Source organism: Chryseobacterium sp. MA9, from assembly GCF_024399315.1.
Lineage (GTDB): Bacteria > Bacteroidota > Bacteroidia > Flavobacteriales > Weeksellaceae > Chryseobacterium.
In genome coordinates this window covers 1691787-1709784 of the sequence record NZ_CP075170.1, presented here as the reverse complement: position 1 = coordinate 1709784, position 17998 = coordinate 1691787, and the positions used below count along the sequence as shown (strand labels likewise).

General features: G+C 36.0%; 14 protein-coding genes. 7 read left to right on the top strand and 7 right to left on the bottom strand.

The genetic code is table 11. The annotated features are described in order from the left end of the window. Window positions 1–7: 7 nt before the first annotated feature. Window positions 8–1534: a hypothetical protein gene (locus KIK00_RS07760; RefSeq protein WP_255815980.1), complete on the bottom strand. Its 1527-nt coding sequence runs from the start codon at window positions 1532–1534 to the stop codon at window positions 8–10. Window positions 1535–2152: 618 nt separating this feature from the next. On the opposite strand from KIK00_RS07760, the gene KIK00_RS07755 reads away from it, so the two are divergent. Together KIK00_RS07755 and KIK00_RS07750 are read left to right on the top strand one after the other, a co-directional pair. Further along, window positions 2153–2602, top strand: a complete 450-nt coding sequence (locus tag KIK00_RS07755; protein ID WP_255815979.1) for a hypothetical protein — start codon at window positions 2153–2155, stop codon at window positions 2600–2602. Window positions 2603–3012: 410 nt separating this feature from the next. Then, window positions 3013–4155, top strand: a complete 1143-nt coding sequence (locus KIK00_RS07750; protein ID WP_255815978.1) for a serine hydrolase — start codon at window positions 3013–3015, stop codon at window positions 4153–4155. A gap of 67 nt (window positions 4156–4222) precedes the next feature. On the opposite strand, the gene KIK00_RS07745 is transcribed toward KIK00_RS07750, so the two are convergent. Further along, the gene (locus KIK00_RS07745) at window positions 4223–4744 is read right to left on the bottom strand and encodes a hypothetical protein (RefSeq protein WP_255815977.1); all 522 of its coding nucleotides are present in this window, start codon (window positions 4742–4744) and stop codon (window positions 4223–4225) included. A 124-nt stretch (window positions 4745–4868) separates the two neighbouring features. Next, window positions 4869–7265 carry a TonB-dependent receptor plug domain-containing protein gene (locus KIK00_RS07740; RefSeq protein WP_255815976.1) on the bottom strand — a complete coding sequence of 799 codons (2397 nt, stop codon included), beginning with the start codon at window positions 7263–7265 and terminating at the stop codon, window positions 4869–4871. A gap of 362 nt (window positions 7266–7627) precedes the next feature. On the opposite strand from KIK00_RS07740, the gene egtD reads away from it, so the two are divergent. The 5 genes from egtD to KIK00_RS07715 are packed head-to-tail and all read left to right on the top strand — an operon-like array spanning window position 7628 to window position 13474. Next, window positions 7628–8608 carry an L-histidine N(alpha)-methyltransferase gene (gene egtD / locus KIK00_RS07735; RefSeq protein ID WP_255815975.1) on the top strand — a complete coding sequence of 327 codons (981 nt, stop codon included), beginning with the start codon at window positions 7628–7630 and terminating at the stop codon, window positions 8606–8608. A gap of 16 nt (window positions 8609–8624) precedes the next feature. Continuing rightward, window positions 8625–9815: an ergothioneine biosynthesis protein EgtB gene (egtB, locus tag KIK00_RS07730; RefSeq protein ID WP_255815974.1), complete on the top strand. Its 1191-nt coding sequence runs from the start codon at window positions 8625–8627 to the stop codon at window positions 9813–9815. Window positions 9816–9823: 8 nt separating this feature from the next. Then, a complete protein-coding gene (locus tag KIK00_RS07725) occupies window positions 9824–10744 on the top strand; it encodes an ABC transporter ATP-binding protein (protein ID WP_255815973.1) in 921 nt (306 codons plus the stop codon). Beyond that, window positions 10741–12306, top strand: a complete 1566-nt coding sequence (locus tag KIK00_RS07720) for an ABC transporter permease/substrate-binding protein (protein ID WP_255815972.1) — start codon at window positions 10741–10743, stop codon at window positions 12304–12306. Before KIK00_RS07725 ends, KIK00_RS07720 begins: the two co-directional genes overlap by 4 nt. A 10-nt stretch (window positions 12307–12316) precedes the next feature. After that, window positions 12317–13474 (top strand): MalY/PatB family protein, encoded by a 1158-nt coding sequence (locus tag KIK00_RS07715; protein ID WP_255815971.1) that lies wholly within the window; start codon window positions 12317–12319, stop codon window positions 13472–13474. 115 nt (window positions 13475–13589) lie between these two features. Here the strand turns inward: KIK00_RS07715 and KIK00_RS07710 are convergent, their stop codons facing one another. The 4 genes from KIK00_RS07710 to KIK00_RS07695 all read right to left on the bottom strand — a co-directional run bounded on the left by KIK00_RS07710 (window position 13590) and on the right by KIK00_RS07695 (window position 17964). After that, complete coding sequence (locus tag KIK00_RS07710; RefSeq protein ID WP_255815970.1) at window positions 13590–13928, bottom strand: hypothetical protein; 339 nt, start codon at window positions 13926–13928, stop codon at window positions 13590–13592. A gap of 57 nt (window positions 13929–13985) precedes the next feature. Continuing rightward, window positions 13986–14381 carry a hypothetical protein gene (locus tag KIK00_RS07705; protein ID WP_255815969.1) on the bottom strand — a complete coding sequence of 132 codons (396 nt, stop codon included), beginning with the start codon at window positions 14379–14381 and terminating at the stop codon, window positions 13986–13988. Between the two features lie 227 nt (window positions 14382–14608). Further along, window positions 14609–14890 (bottom strand): hypothetical protein, encoded by a 282-nt coding sequence (locus KIK00_RS07700; protein WP_255815968.1) that lies wholly within the window; start codon window positions 14888–14890, stop codon window positions 14609–14611. Continuing rightward, complete coding sequence (locus KIK00_RS07695; RefSeq protein WP_255815967.1) at window positions 14890–17964, bottom strand: deaminase domain-containing protein; 3075 nt, start codon at window positions 17962–17964, stop codon at window positions 14890–14892. The genes KIK00_RS07700 and KIK00_RS07695 overlap by 1 nt, the downstream gene beginning before the upstream one ends. Window positions 17965–17998 lie beyond the last annotated feature (34 nt).

Sequence of the window (17998 nt, the reverse complement as noted above, 5' to 3'; positions counted from 1 at the left end):
ATTAATATTAAGGACATGGTGTTGCTGTAATTGCCCCAGTACTATCTTGACTTATATTATATACAGTTCCATTAGGTTCTACTCGTTGAAGAATAACTTTATTATCTATTCCTATATTTTTTAAAGTGTCAAAGAAAAGGGTTTCAAGTCCTTTTTCATTTAATTTACCCGAACTATTAATATAGGTGGTTCCATGTAATATTGGTTCAGATAATTCACTTTCTTTAGTTTGGTAATCATTTTTAAATTGTATCATTTGTGCAGGTGAATATACAAAATTTGCTAATTCTCCTCCCGTGCCCAAATAACGTATTACATAATGTATATATTTAACGTTATCAGGACAAGTGCTACAAGGTTCTCCAGCAATCATACCAAAATAAGCATTCCCAACTCCATCAGATACACTTTGTGCTGCTGCAAATCCGAATAAGGTTTCCACAATATCTGGTGGAGAAAAGATATGAATCCCTGTAGCAGTATGATTGTGATACCCTCCATAGCCATCCGTTACATCATTGAATACAACTTGGTGGGCAGAATTAACATCAGCAAGTACTACAGTTCCATCTTTCTTTTCTTTAAAGCCTAATTCTCCTATATTTGGATTGGTAACAGTAAGTTTTGCATTTCCTTTTATATTATTAATACCTTGTTGCACATTAGGTCTATTTAGCATTACTTTTGTTTTTTCACATGGTGATGCTTTGCTGGCTAGTGAAAATGTTGGTAATGTAGGAGTTCCTTCATTTGGTCCACTCCCTAAGCCCGTAGTAGGCCCCAATTCGCCACCTCCTGGTGAGCCATCATCTCCTAAGGCTGTACTTGCTGTGCAGACTAATGCTACTACAGTAAGGTGTTGAGCGGGATAACCTCCTTCACTTTGCCAGTTACAGCCTCCCCAACTGTCTTCATTACCCTGGTGATGTTCTCCTGTGTAGCAAGAAAAATAGATATCTACTGTTTGATAAGAGCAGGATTCGGCGCCTCCCATGCTTCTATTAGAAATCACTCCTCCATATGTTCCTTTTGCAAGCTCAATAGCTGTTGTTTTACCAGTCGTTTTCACACCTTTTCCCGCAAGTAAGTCAAGTTTTTCTTGCGGTGTAAAATTATAAGTAACTAAAAGCTCCTTATAAGTTCCATCAGGTAATGAAGATAATACAAGGTTTTCTAAAGGAGCATTTTCAGGAGCATTTTCTCTATCCAGATTAAATGTGTAGGTATGGAAAGTTGGTCCATATTCGATGTAAGTTACATTATCAGTGTCAATCGAAACTCCATTTGTGAAATCAACTGATTTGCCTGATGCGTTAATACTGGTTTTTTGGAGATTAATTTGTGCTTTCTGTAATTCAGTTTTAAGCACTAGTTTATGTTTACTTTGTTCTAAACTAATTGTTTTGGATGTTGGTCTGAATTGACCACTGTTGTTATAAGTTTCTTGTTCCGATGTTAGTTCATTCCTACAGGAATATAACAAGACCATAATAGTTACCAAAGAGAGTAACCTAGCAATAAATTTGTTTTTCATTATTTGTTTTTAAGTTAAAGTTTGTTTTAACCTTATTTTGCGCAAAGATATAAATTAATTCAGTCTCAACAGGATGGCATTGTCTTTATTTATTCTTTACAACAGTGCTGCAAATGTACATCCACAAAGCGGCAAAACGTGTCGTAGTATATTTAATAAATACTTATTTAAAAATAATTTATTTATTACAAATGAAGCTTATATAGAATTTCAAGATTCCAGCCCCTAAAAATTATTTTTGATAAGATACACCAGAAAAAAAGATAAGGGCTAGAATCCGTAAACACCTAGGTAAAAAACGGCTAATTTTTATTACCTGACCAAGTGCCATTCACCCCAGCAGAATTATTTACCCAAGTTCCAGTTGCTGAGGTACCTTCCATTTGGCCTGTAAATTTTGCTCCTGATTCAGCAGTTCCAGCAATAGCAGAGAAACTTCCAGATTCAGAAACTTTACCTTTTACATTGAAGTTTTCTTGAAAGACGATCGATGTTGTTGTTCCTGTTACGTCTCCCGCTGAACTTACATTGATCTTAGATGTTCCATGATCTTTTTGTCCTGAATATGTTGAACCTCAGCTTTGGAAAGGTGGTAAGAAGCGCTCCGGGTTACAGCTGATGGAGAACTTTTTCCAGTTCAATGATCTGGCAGCCTCTAAAGAGAAGTTAAACAGCATTATGAGTTACGCCGTAAAGCGAAATAGCTGGATCAATGAAGATCCGTCGGTAGTTTTTCAGTTTCATCAGGCGGTGCAGTCGTTTGTACGTGCGTGCTACCTCATCCACTTAGAAGGAAAGAAATGGGTTGCAGATCCTCCGTTGGAAAATCCTTCTCCAGGGGTTCTCGGCTTGCTTTCGGAGAAGGAATATCAAAATCCTCTGTTGGTTTTTAAAAAGGCATTCAAAGAATACAGCGTCAAAGAGTTTGATTATTTTATGTCCGGGATTGTGTATTTTTCAATGGGTATGTATGAAAATTTGCCGGAAAGAAATATCGTCATTCCCTACATTCACCTCACGAAAATGCTGGATGCTGCACACCACATCCTTGAAAGAAGAGGGAGGTAGGAGCTGGGAGCGGGAAGCTGGAAGAAGAGGAAGTTATTGTAAGGTGTAGCGATAGCTGGTGGGCGTGAAACGTCTAATTTCAAGCTTCTATCAAAATTTAACGCAAAGGATTATAATATCATTATCTGATTATAAGAGAGCAAAGCTGGAATCAATTTCAAAAATGTATGCATAAATTCAAAGCTTTGTATGAAATATTTTTGAATTGGCTATTGAGCTAATTGGAATACTTGAGCTGGAAGAAGGAAATTACTATGGGTTGCAGGTATTGGTCGTCAGCATACAATGACGTTTTTTAACTGAAAATCAGAAAACTCCTGAAGCAGTGTATAATACTGATGATATTCTTTGTACTTTTAGTACGGCAATAAAGGCGAAGGAGAAACGTCAATATTGTAAACAAATAGAAAATGAACAGCAAAATAATACAATCCATCTTTGGCTTATCTTTTACCTTACTTCTTCTTTCCTGTTCGGGAACAAAGCACGCTGTTGGGGTTGAAAAGCTGAAAAGAGATTCACTCTATACCGAAATTCAGCGAATCGGTTTGGAAGCAACCAAAAATAACAATGTTCCCGGAGTAGCCATAGCTGTTATTCAGAATGGGAAAATAGTCTGGACACAATGTATAGGATTTGCTGATAAGGAAAGCCAAAAGCCGGTAACCACAGAAACTATTTTTAATGTAGGTTCTGTTTCCAAAATGGTATCTGCATGGGGATTGATGCAATTGACAGAGAAAGGACTTGTAAACCTGGATGACCCTGTAAATGAATACCTGACCCGCTGGAAATTACCCGTTTCCCAATATGATGTATCAAAAGTTACGCTGAGGCGTATTCTCAGCCATACGGCAGGACTATCAGTACATGGTTATGGAGGCTCTGAACAAGGAACAAAATTGTTGAGCCTGGAAGAATCCCTTTCCGGAAAGACAAAAAGAAACGGAGAAAGTGTACGTTTAATAAGCGAGCCGGGAACACAGTGGGAGTACTCAGGCGGTGGCTACACATTAGCACAGCTGATGTTGGAAGAAAGAACGAAGGAGAAATTTTCAGATTATATGAAAAAGAATGTTTTCAACCCTTTAGGATTGAATCATACTACTTATGAATGGACGGAAGAAATGATGAAAAACTCTGCAACAGCTTATGATGCTTCAGGTAAGCCTATAAAGAACAGAATATTTACAGAACAGGCTGCAGCAGGATTGCAAACAACAGTTTTGGATCTGGCGCATTTCGCAGAACTGTCACTAAACTATAAACAAAACGAATTGAATAAAGTTCTGAAACCGGCAACCGTACAATTGATGGAGAAACCTGTTTTACCATTTTCTGATAAAGGAAAAAGCGGTCTTGGATATAGGTTCATGAATTATGAAGGGCTTGAAACAGTAGGACATACCGGAGAAAATGAAGGCTGGAGCGCTGGCCTGTTTATGCATTTGCCCACAAAGAGCAGTATTGTAATTCTCTGTAATGGTTCAAACGGAGATCGTGTCTGGTTTCCGATCTATCAGAGCTGGGCAAAAAGAATAAAAGCAAATTGAAACAGAGTACTGTAATAAAAAATCCAGAAAACACTTTTCTGGATTTTTGTATGATAGCTTAGGAGATTTATTTCAGGACTTTGTCGTAGATCTCATTCAGCAGGTTTTGTCTCATTTTTGAATTTCTTTGATTGAGAAGGATGATAATTCCCCATTTTTTTACCCTGTTGTAGCAGATGATGGACAATTGGCAAACTGGAATTTGAAGTTCTTTTGAAATATCCTGTATGGTTAAAGAAGGATTAAGAAACGGCTTTTCTTCTGTCATCAATTTCTTCAGTTTCAATAATTCCTCATTGTGTACATTTTCATTAACGGCTTCGGAATTATTATTTTTTTCCTCAGAAATAATATCGGAAACAAGCTTTAATTTGGAATTGATATGAGTACCGGCATTATTTTCAAGGTAGAGCTTTTTAGAAGCGGTATCTACAGTATAAAAGCGAGGCAGTAAAGCAATATTTGCGATTAAAAAAGGAAGGAGATGGATGAGGTACTTGGGTTTGAGCTTAAAGTCAGAATAACAAACAGACAGTACATACAGATAAAAAACAGGAATCTGTAAAAATGCACATGTATTTCTCAGCATTCCCAGATTGGAAGGACCGTCAGAAATTCAACTAGCTATTCTTTATGACGATCATAACTTCCTCCTTCCAGCCTCCAGCTTCAAAACTAAAAAAGCCTCTCAGGATCATTGAGAGGCTTTTTTATTATTTCAAAATCTGCTGATCATAAAGAATATGGTCATCTTCATCAAAACTTATGATCAGTACTTTATATTGTTTTGCACTGTCGTTATTGAAGAATTTAATTCTTGGCGGAACGTAATCGCTGTCAAATAAATTAGGGTTCCAGTAAAGGGTTTCTCTGGTGTCATTTTCAATTTTTGCCGGAGCATCTTCATCTATCATTTCAATAGGAAACTCCGAGGGTTTATCATATCCTTTGATGATAGCTGAGTTGTTCTTTGGAACTTCTTTTTCATTAGTTTTAGATTTCATATTACCTTTCATGGTATAGATGGCTACGGCATCACCTATTAATCCTGAACCTTTAATAATTTTTACCATCGCAATATTATTGACAGGAATGTTTGAAATCATGGTAGGATCAGTAAGCACCTCATCTAAATACAGCTTAGCCTGCTGGCCTCGGATGTAGGGAACATTTACCCCTGAATTATTTCTTTGAAATGTTAAGCCGGCAGCTCTTCCCTGCAGCCAGTCTAATATATTAGTAGATCCTGCGGCATGCTGGTCTTCATTCACAAAATCAAAGACGGTAGAATTTACAGAACTGAACATTCCGGTGGACAGTTGTTTGTCTAATTCTTCTTTTGGGTCTTTCTTTTTTCCTACTAATGCTACTTCCTGAATCTGGATATCATTACCCTCTGTTTTTTTATAATTTTTTTGAGTGTTGATAGCTCTGGAAATTGCTGGAGGAAGGATTTTGCTTTTAGCAGATTTTACCAGTGTATATTTTGTACCCGGGAAGTTGCCTTTAAATTCTGAAGGAGTTACAAGCGGTTCCACGGTAACAAATAGATTATCAGTGCTTGACTCTTTATTTTCTGAATTTACAAATAATGAAACATTCACAGGCTCATCATTGTTAAGATTATTTAAATAGACATATCCGCTTTGATCTGTTTTAAATTGATTAAAGGCTGGCTCATTTTTACCCAATTGTAATACTAAATTTACATCTGAGTTGATTAGCAGAGCATTATTTTTAATAGGTTTTACTCTGTAAGAAAGATATTGCTGAGATTTGGTTTTGATGGTGGGGGCAGTTCCGCTGAGTACGGAATTCCAGTCGAATCTCTTCCAGTTTTCAGAAATAAGCAGAGCATCCAGCGCTTCACTATTGGCGTTTTTGGAAAAATATTGTGCCGGGCTGTCTATTTTTGAAGTAAAATCTCCCGTTAGCCAAAGTCCGCTAAGGATATTTTCTTCTTCCGGAGTTGAGGTGCCGTCATCTTCACTCACCAAAACAGTATAATTTTTAAAATAAGACTCCGGAGAAAGATCAATGCTATTGAAAGATCTCGGGGTTTGTTTTAAGCTCTGAGCTATGATTTCTGCTTTTTCAATCTTTAAATCACCAGGTTTTATAAAGCAAAGTCTTTGAGCCACAAGATTATCCTGCTCATCAAAAATTGCCAATTGCAAAACACCGTTGGCGCCGTTGCTGATTTTTGTGGGAATAAGACTTGAAGCTTCATTGGTTAAATGGTTGATATTTGCTCTGTAAGCAAGATGGTTATTGATAAGTCCTACAATTTTATAGCCCTGGAGCTGCTGTTTCAGATTAACACCTTTTAGAGTGTATTTAATCCCTTCTTTAGAGCTGGAAACGTCTACATTCAGACCGCTGTCAGCAACCTGTGGCAGATCTATTGTCTGGCTTTTTCCATTATTATCCTGAATAACAGCCTGGTATTTTTTTCCTGATGCCGGAGTTATTTTAAAGGAAGCAACATTTTTATCAAAAGATTTAAATGTAGTAACAGGAGTTTTTGGATTTTGTACATCAATTATTTTTCCGGTCCAGTTTTCCGGTAAAGAAGAATTGGCAGATAATCTTACGGCAAATTTGGTAGGCATGCCATTAATGAAAGTTCCTCCTTCTGGAAACACTTTTGCAGACCAATCAGAATTTTTAGCAATCACTAATGATTCTGTGGAATTTGGGTTGTAAACGGGAAGTGTTTTAACAATCTGAAAATCTTCGTTAAAATTGGTCATGTAAGGTGTATAAGCTCTCACAAAATAAACCTGTTCAGGAAGATCTTCTTTCAGTTGAAAATCTCCGCTGCCTTCACCATTGGTAAGAAGTACCGTTTTCCAGTCTATTAATTTTTTATCAGAATTGTACAATTCAACAAATAGGGTAGTAGATAATGCAGAGCGGTTATATCCATCAAATACGAAACTTTTGAACCAGATTTTATCACCAGCGGCATATTGGGATTTATCGGTAAGTAAGTATACTTTTTCCTGCTCGTAATTATTCTCAAGATTGGTAATTGCTTTTTCTAATTTAGTCTGGGCCAGTACAGGCTGTACCATTGAAATAAGCAAAACACAGAATATATTTTTCATAAAAATCTCAGCGCATTTTAATTCTGGGCTAATTTAATCATTTAAAGACTTCGGAAGGGTTAAAAACTGATATTTATCCAATTTAAAGAACATTACTTTCAGATTATGATACACTGGTTTTTAAATGCAAAACTGTCAGTGATCTTTGTCGGAAAACGATGCTGATAAAACGGTTTGATCAAGGAAAAGCATCTGTGGACTGTTACATATCTTACCAATAAAATGAGATGTGGTAGGTGAAATTCACAAATAAATCCTACCTTTAATTAGATGAATTGGAGACGCTTATAGGTACATGGGGGATAATTCCGGTGTCGGCAAGATAGTTGTATTCAATGAACAACCAAAACAAAATTTAAACTATGAATGTACCGTTAAAAAAGGATTGTCATTTTAAAAATGAAGGTACCGACAATTTCGGTTCGGACGTTTTGAAAGGCTTGTTCGCTCATCCGAAAAAATTATCTTCAAAATATTTTTACGACAAAACAGGCGATCACCTTTTCCAGCAGATTATGGCCATGCCGGAATATTATCTTACCAATTGTGAACTGGATATATTTCAAAATAAAACTGAGGAACTCGCAAAGGCAATTTCCAATATCAATGAATCTTTTGATCTGATAGAATTAGGTGCAGGTGATGCAATGAAATCATCTTACCTTCTCAAAAATTTAGTAGAGAAAGGAACAGATTTTACTTATATGCCTATTGACATTTCAGGGAATATTCTTTCTGTTTTGCAGGAAACCCTGAAGAAAAAATTGCCAGGGTTGAAAATATTACCGTTGGAAGGAGAATACTTTGATATGCTTGATAAAGCCACTGGCATTTCAAAAAGAAAAAAAGTAGTTCTTTTCTTAGGCGGAAATATAGGAAACATGGAAAGTGAGGAAGCCAGAATTTTCTGCAGTGAAGTGAAAAGAAAACTGAATGCCGGAGACCTGTTTCTCGTAGGTTTTGATCTTAAGAAAAACCCAAACACTATTCTTGCTGCATACAACGATTCAGCGGGAATTACTGCTTCGTTCAATCTTAATCTTCTTACAAGAATCAATCGGGAGCTGAAAGCTGATTTTAATGTGGACAATTTCCAGCATTATCAAAATTATGACCCGATTTCAGGAGCCTGCAGAAGTTTTCTGGTAAGTCTCTGTGATCAGGAAGTTCATGTGGGAAACCATTTGTTTCACTTTAAAAAAGATGAGCTGATTGATATGGAAATTTCTCAGAAATTTTCGGAACAGGACATCAAAAAGCTGGCTGGAGATTCAGGATTTCATATCCTTGTTGAAATTAAAGATGCAAAAAACTGGTTTGTAGATTCTATTTGGATGGTATAGTTTAAAATGATTTTTTATGAAAAAAGATGCAACACTGGTAAAAGCAAATTCTCATAAAAACTGGATAAAAAAGTACTCGGAAATCCGAAATCATTCCGTTGAGATTTGCAGTCCTTTGGAAATTGAAGATTATGTGGTTCAGCCTATAGTGGATGTAAGTCCTCCGAAATGGCATTTAGGCCACACAACCTGGTTTTTTGAAACCTTTATATTGCAACCTAATTTTCCGGGGTATGAAGTTTTTGATCCTCAGTATAATTTTGTGTTCAACAGTTATTACGAAACCATCGGGGCCCGTGTTATCCGTACCGACAGGGGAAATCTGAGCCGTCCCTCCGTTTCAGATGTTTTTAAATATCGTGAATATGTAGACCAGAAGATGGATGAATTTCTTCAGAACGGATATCTTACAGAATCTCTGGAATCTCTGTTGGAATTAGGCTTAAACCACGAACAGCAGCACCAGGAACTGCTACTGACAGACATCAAATATATTTTAGGACACAATCCTTTATTTCCTGCTTACAGAAAGAAAGATATTTCTAAAAAGGAAAGCGCTGGAAACTCAGAAATGATTAGTTTTTCAGAAGGAATTTATGAAATTGGTTTTAATGGTGAAGGTTTCTGTTTTGATAATGAGCTTGGAAGACATAAGGTGTATCTGAATGATTTTAATATTTGCAGTCAATTAGTAGCCAATAAAGAGTACTTAGAATTTATTGAAGCCGGAGGTTATGAAGATTTCCGGCACTGGCATGCTGAGGGCTGGGACTGGGTGCGGCAAAACAATGCGAAATCCCCTTTATACTGGCATTTCATTGATGGAAAATGGATGAATTATACTTTAAACGGTTTACAGGAAATCGACCCAGAGGAAGCGGTCTGCCACATCAATTTTTTTGAAGCTTCTGCTTTTGCTTCATGGAAAGGAAAACGTCTGCCTACCGAATCTGAATGGGAAGCCGCATCAGAATATTTTGACTGGGGAAAACGCTGGGAGTGGACGAATTCCGCCTATCTTCCATACCCTGGATTTAAAAAAGAAGCAGGAGCTGTAGGAGAATATAACGGAAAATTTATGGTGAATCAAATGGTACTTAGAGGTGCTTCAGTGGCCACTCCGCCCGGGCATAGCAGAAATACCTATCGGAACTTTTTCCAGACTCATTTACAGTGGCAGTTTACCGGAATCAGACTTGCACAATAATTTTGCCTATGATTACAGTTGAATCGGTTTCAAAAAGTTTTAACGGGAAAAAAGTGGTTGATGCTATTTCTTTTCAGGCCAATGATAAGGAAATTTTGGTTCTGTTAGGAACTAGCGGGTGCGGAAAAACAACCATGCTGAAAATGATAAACCGTCTCATCGAAGTAGATTCCGGGAATATTTTGATTGACGGTAAAAATATTCAGTCACAAAAAGTGGAAGAGGTACGCATGGGGATTGGCTTTGTTATGCAGCATTCCGGATTGTTTCCTCATTACACCATTCAGCAGAATATTGCAGTCATTCCCGATTTACTGAAATGGGACAAAAAAAAGACGAATAGTAAAATCCGTGAATTATTACATAAGCTTCATCTTTCAGAAGAGGTACTTACACGGTTTCCTAACGAATTAAGCGGTGGCCAGCAGCAAAGAGTGGGGATTGCCCGTGCTCTGATTGCAGATTCGCCTGTTTTGTTGATGGATGAACCGTTTGGAGCGTTAGATAATATTACCAAAACTGATATTCATGCAGAATTCAAATCACTGGAAGAGCTTAAAAATAAAACTATTATTCTGGTTACTCACGATGTTCAGGAAGCATTCGACTTAGGTCATAAAATTTGCCTGATGGATAACGGAAAAATTATTCAGACGGGAACTCCAAAAGAAATGCTTTACCAGCCTGAAAATGATTTTGTTAAAAATTTCTTTGCTAAAAACCGGCTTTTACTGGAGTATAAAGTGGCCAGACTGAAAGATGTGATACCTTTGATTGAAGGCCGCCGTTTCTATGGAGAACTTCAGTTTTCAGAAAACACAGGAGTTTGGGATGCTTTACAACAGTTGAGTGCAGATACTTCGCTTTCCGAAGATTACGAAAATCTGGTTAAAGCTTTTAATGAATACCGAAAATTTCAGACTGTATGAGTGAACTAAGTTTTTGGCAGTTTATCACAGAGCAGCATGAAAAATTGCTTACTCAGGTTGTTCAGCACCTGGGCCTCACTTTTTTATCTTTGTTTCTGGCGATCATTATTGGTGTACCCTTAGGAATTTTAATTGCCCGAAAAAGAAAATTATCAGGTTCTGTTTTAGGAATTGCAGGAATTTTGCAGACTATTCCCAGTATTGCATTGCTTGGTTTTATGATTCCCGCATTCGGAATCGGGGCAACTCCGGCCATTGTTGCCTTGCTGATCTACGCGCTTTTACCCATCATCAGAAATACCTATACAGGAATTACAGAAGTAGATCCAATGGTCATTGAAGCTGCAAAAGCAATGGGAATGAATAGAAAACAACGGCTTTTTAAAGTTGAACTTCCTTTAGCGATGCCTGTCATTATTGCGGGAATCAGAACGGCAGCAGTTATCAATGTTGGTGTGGCAACTTTAGCTTCATTTGTGGCGGCAGGAGGATTGGGAGAATTTATTTTTGGCGGAATTTCCCTCAATAACACCAATATGATTCTGGCCGGAGCCATTCCTGCAGCATTACTGGCTGTTCTTTTAGATCAAGCCATCGCAGTTCTGCAGAAATTAAGCTATCAATCTGTAAAGAAATTAAAATATATTGTCCCGGTTGTATTAGCGATTATTGGGGGGATTTATCTTTTGCCTTCTGTTTCGGATCATAAGCTTAAAGCAGGTTTTACGCCAGAATTTATGGGACGGCAGGATGGAGATCTGGGACTTCGTTCGGTATATGGGCTGGATGTACATCCCTTGGTTGTAAGCGATGCCATTATGTACAAAGCAGCTTACGAAAAAGATCTGGACCTCATCAGCGGATATTCCACGGATGGCAGAATCAAAGCTTTTGATTTGTATGTTCTGGAGGATGACAAGAAGATTTTTCCTCCTTATTTTGCAGCGCCGGTGATCAAAACAAAAACACTGGAAAAGTTTCCCGGATTGGAAAAAACATTGAATCTTTTATCAGGGAAATTCAATGATTCCGTAATGACAGATCTGAATTATAAAGCTGATTATCTCAAACAAACTCCTGAGAAAATTGCCAAAGATTTTTTAATAAAAACAAATTTATATAAAGATCCGCGCAAGGGAAATTCCTCCACTATAAAAATTGGATCAAAAATTTTTGGTGAACAGTATATTCTTGCCGAAATTTACAAAATGCTCATTGAAGGCTATACTGATTATAAAGTGGAAACGAAAACAGGGCTTGGCGGAACAAAAATCTGTTTTGATGCTCTGATGAATGATGCGATTGACTTTTATCCCGAATATACAGGAACCGGGCTTTTGGTTTTGCTGAAACCTTCTGCAAAAACGATAGAAGAAGTCTCTAAAAGTCCGGAAAAAACATTTAATTATGTCAATCTGGAATTCCAGAAACAATACGGAATCAAATGGTTGAAGCCCCTCGGGTTTAATAATGCTTATGCTTTGATGATGCGGAAAAAGCAGGCTGATGAGCTTACTATTAAAAATATTTCAGACCTGAAAAATTATCAGGATTCAAAATAATGACGTTAACATGAAATATAATTTTGATGAAATCATAGAAAGAAGAGGAAGCCATTCTGTAAAATGGGATTGGGCAAAAGAAGATATCTTACCCATGTGGGTTGCTGATATGGACTTTAAAACTGCTCCGGAAGTTCTATTGGCTATTTCCGAGAAGGTTTCTCATGGTATTTTCGGATATGGTATGATTCCCAAAGAGTTTCATTATTCGGTGATTGATTGGTGGAAAACGAATCACCATTTTACTATAGAAAAAGACTGGCTTTTGCCTGCAACGGGAATTCTTCCTTCACTTTCGGCCATCATTCGTGCTTTTGTGAAACCTGACGAAAATATTATTTTGCAAACGCCTGTTTACAATCATTTTTTTACCATTTTAGAAAATTATGGATGTCATATTGTCTGCAATGATTTGAAATATGAAGGAGGAAATTACACCATTGATTTTGATGATCTGGAAGAGAAAGCTTCCGACCCAAAAACTAAACTTTTATTGTTGTGCAATCCGCATAACCCAGTTGGAAAAGTATGGACGAGAGAGGATTTGGAAAAGATAGCTGAGATTTGTTCACGGAATAGGGTGATGGTGGTTTCTGATGAGATTCATTCCGATTTGATTTTTAATAACCGCCAGCATATTCCATTTGTTTCTGTAGCTCAGAATTATGAGCTTCAATCGGTGACTTGTGGCTCGCCGTGTAAGACTTTTAATTTTTCAGGTTTGCCGGTATCATATCTTATTTCCCGGGACAAAAATATATTGGAACAGACTCGTAAGACTTTAGAACTTCAGGAAAACAGTTATCCTAACCCAATTGCAATGGAAGCCTTGATTTCAGCCTATACAAAAGGACATGAATGGATGGATGAACTTAAGGACTATCTGTATCAGAATTTTATATTTCTGAGAAATTTTTGCAGTGAACATTTGCCTTCAATCAAAGTGGTTCCTTTGGAAGCAACATATCTGGTTTGGCTGGATTGCCGTTCATTCGGTAAAACCTCTGATGAGCTGTCAAAAATTCTTCTGATGGATGGTAAGGTTTGGCTTAATTCAGGAACCATGTATGGTGGAAATGGGGAAGGTTTCCTGAGGATCAATATCGGATGTCCGAGGCAGCTTCTGATGGAAGGTCTGGAACGGCTAAAAAAAGCTTTGAAGGCCTGAAACAGGAACAGAATTACTCTTTTCAGACAACTCATCACTACTTCTGAAAATAAATAGTTGCTGATCAGATATCAAAATCAGAGCAGAAATAATCTGCTCTGATTGTATTTTTTACTTATTGATAAATGCTTTCTAAAAATAACATATACCTTCCGGGCTGAAATTCTCCATATGAAAACAGATAGATCATATCATTCTTTTTCAGATAATGAATTTCCAATCCCTCTTCAGATACATATTTTTCAATGAAACTGTTTTTTACATTAAATTTACTTTCTCTGACGATGGTATCAAAACTTTCACCATCTATTTCTTTTTTTAAATCTCTTAACGGACTGTTGTAAAAATCAATCAATTTAATTTTTTGATTCTCTATTTCAAAAATTTCTTTTAGGCATTCTTGTTCATCGCCATCAAATAATTTTTGTCTGGTTATTTCGTTTTTTTTGATCATGCGAATTTGTCATTGTATAATCATCTTTGTCTAAGGATTCTTCAAAATTTGAGTGTTTTAGTCAATATTGAAAGACGCCATATTTGATTTTTCACCAAGATATTCTATTTGAAAATAATAGGTTTCATCTTGTTTGACATTAAAATTAGCTCCTTTAAAATCGAGAAAAAGGTCATTCTCTATTTCTTCAAGTTTCGCTTTTAATATAAGCCGAGCAGATTCTCCTGTTTCAATTGAAGTTAGATTGGTAACATCATCTATAGGAATCATATAGCTTACTCCTTTATGTAATCTATCCTTATTTTTATCATATAAATGAACTGTTTCTCTTACAAGCCCACCCGTATTATTAGACAGGTTTAGCTTTAATGTCTCTTCAGATATATTGGAAATATTTACATAGAACAAGAAAGATTCTCCATCCTTTTCTATCTCTGCGTTTATTTTAATCATATTGATTTTTAATTACTAATTCTATATGGTATTCTATTTTTTTAATTTCCCAGTTACCGATAATCCTTTCGTGTGGTTTAATCTTATAAATCAAATATTTTAAAAACAAAAATATGCTTAAAAATGCTTAAAAAAATTATCATGTAAATTACAGCAGCAAAACTCATCTTTGAAAAATAAAAGCCACACAATATAATCGAGTGGCAGTGGGTGAATCTAAATTTTATTTAATCTAACCGATATTTGTCATCTTCCTTTGGCGGGAGAGGGTATTTTAGATAGTCTAACGAATACTTTTCTTTTTGAGATAGCTCGTTTTGTATTTCTCCAAGTCGAAGTGTATATTTAAAAATTAATTCTTTACTAGTGTCCTTAAAATCAATTTCTACAAAAGGTACACCTTCTTTATATTCTGCATATGCACAAATTTGTGTATTGTTTTGATTATTAAACCAATGAGTAAATTGTATTACTGCAATGTCTGCATAAAAAGCGCTGCTTATTTTCATTATTTCATATTTTTAATTCCGTCAACCAAATTTATTTTTACATTTGGAAACATTTTGCTGAAATCTTGAATTACTCCCTGGCAAGAAATGCAATAAGGTAATTCTGATGCAATTGTAATTTCCCCTTTAATATTTGTATATATTTTTCCTTTTTTCGCGCCTAGATTATTAGCAATTTTACTTAATTCAACGTATTCAGTATCAAATTCTCTACTCCAGGCATCAGGAGTATTTATATTTCCATTCTTATCAACTTTATATGTTTCAAATATCTCTTCTCCTTCGTATTTATTGCCACTTACTACAACATCAGAAGAATTAAATTTAAGCCCATCTATTTCTCCTTCAATATAAGCTAAATTTCTTTTCTCAAATCTTCCGGTTTCTAAAGCAAGCTCCTCGCCTGAAAGTTGTTTTTTTAAATTATATTTTTTATTCTCCCGAAACTCTTTGAATGTTCTTTTTGCTTTTGTGTAATCACGGCTAAAGCCTCTATAAATGTTTTGGTCTTCAACTAATTTAGAAGGTACTTTATCTGTTTCTTCCAGTAAATTCTTCACCTTTACAAGGTCATTATCTGCCATTGCTTTTTCAAGCTCGATAGCCAGCTTGTCATCTTTGGCTAAAGTTTTTGCCTTTTCAAAGGTATTTTTAACCACAAGCAATTGCTCAGGGGTTAATCCTGTCTCGCTTATGAGTTTGGTTAGTTTGAGTTCAGCTACAAAACTATCAAATGTAACAATTCCTTTCCGAATAGCAAATACTGCTCTGGCTAATAATTCGCCTGTTTGTGCCAAACCTGGTATTGTTGCGTAAGTAAGTTGTTTTGCTTTTACAAAGCCAGCCAGTATTTTTTGCTGTTGGGCTTGTATTTTAGCCTGTTTAATAATATTTTCCCTTACTTTTCTTTCAAGACCCTCGATTTTAAGTAGATCACTTTCTAAAGTGGCTAATGCTTTTGTAGCATCGTCGGCATCATTAAATGTTTTGGCCGCCACAGAAATAGGTTTAGCTGATCTTAGTATTTTTGCTAATGATCCTGCATCTAACGCAGCACCTGCAATGGCGAGTACCAGCCAAGCCAAACTTGGATCGTTACCTTGCAGCACCTGTCCGACTTGTATTGAGGCATCATATAGACTTTGGTTTAAGTTATAGTCATGAATCTCCTGTTTTACATAATATGTACTAATTGCTAAAGTACCTCCGCTGGCTAAAATAGCTAATAAAAATGGAGTAGCTTGCCCTAAGGATACAATGGAAAGAATGATACCTCCGGCTATAAGAATAATATTTTTTATAAGTTCATATTTCGCTTCCTGCCGTACTTTATCTTGTATGACTTTCACAGCATTTTTATTGCTGGAAATACCTGCCTGTTGTATAGAAATAGGAATAAGTTCTCCTAAATCCCAAATGAAATCTAAATCTTCATCTATTATATTTTCTTCAGCTTCATTTATTTTTTCCAACTGTGTTATAATGCTGTTTTTTAAATCAGATATAATTTGTTCGTCGGTTTTTAAATCAAAATTTTCCCAATCAGGAGCCCATTCTTGCTTTTCGGCTTTCATCCCTTTATTGTTGAAATCATCACCTATTGATAAAATAGGAATAGCTCTGTAAATTTCATTTCTGGCAGAGTATTTTCTTTCAATTCCTGATGCTTTATTTACTTTTTGATCATGAATGTCTGTTGCATAAGGATCCCTGCCAACAGCATCGTATGCTTCTTGATATAGCTTTTGCTGCTCTTTAAAACTAGGCAGGCTAGCTTGTATAGCAGCCATTTGTTTTTTATAAGCTTCTATACCGGATTTAAGTTCCTGTAATTTATTTTTATGTTCTCCATATGGCAGCCAAATACCATGTCTCTCTGCCTCTGTAAGAATTAATTTTCTGTTAATTTGAAGCATATAAAGAGCCATTTCTTTTCCGAATTTTTCAAACTCTTCAATTAATATGTCTTGTGCTTCGCTATTTTTAGGGGTTTTCTCTAAAATCGCAGCTGCTTTTTTGCCTTTTGGAGATAGTTCAGGTGCTTTTAATGATTTTAGTTTGTTTTTTAGTGCTATATATTCACTATCCTCTGTAATTTTACTGTATTCGTTGGTTAAAAATTTGTTAAGCTCTTCTCTGTTAATTTCCTTTTCATCTTTTTTATCTTTACCATTGTCTACAATTCCTAATAATTTTTGCTTTAAAGCTTCTCTGGCAGATTCGTTTTTTGGTGCTCCAAAGAAAAGATTATCAAGATATTTCTCAAGGGGTACATTTACATTTGTTGGTGTTCCTGCTTTAATCTCTCTTGCAAAGTTTATTCTACCGTCTTCACCCCAGCGTTCAGCTACTTTTATTGCATTCTCTTTACTGCCACCATATACAGCCTGATAATAAATAGCGTATCCTTCAATTGTATTTCCTTTTGGGATGTTTGTAGTGGGAATGAAGCTGACGATTAAGCAATAATCAAGTGCGTGTTCAGGGTTACATTTTTTTAATTTTATAGGATCTTTGCCTGTTTGGAAAGATGATTGGAAAAATTCTTGACTTTCAAGCTTAGATTCTGAACGAGATGCAGGTTCAGATGTCCCTTTATTGCTTTTGTCCGATTCTGTTTTTTTATTTGGTAATGGGGCATTTTTGATTGTTTCCCTTTCATCTGAATTTTTTGTTCCCTCATTCATTTTCAACAAAGTTTTCTTATCAAAGATTCCAGAGCGTGTAATTCCGTTATTGCTTTGAAAGTTGATGAGTGCAAGCCTTGTTTTATCGTCAAAATAAGCTTTGTTCTCGGATACTGTATGCCCTAACTTTTCAAGTGCATTATTAAGTGCTGCTACATGCTGCCCTTTATCAAATAATTGAATAACAGATCCATTTTTTTCTATTTTACTGAATGCCCTGTTTTTAAAAGGATCATATGTTATTTGGGTAACTTCTGTTTTTGCGAGAGATATTTTGCTGTCCTGATCGGTGATCTGTTCTTGTTGTTCTTTATCCTCTTTACTATTGTTGTTTTGCTTATCGGACCTGCCAGCCCTGGGTGCAAATGTTTTTTTGTGTCTGCTCATGTTATTGGTTATTAGATGAGTTTTTATTATGCTG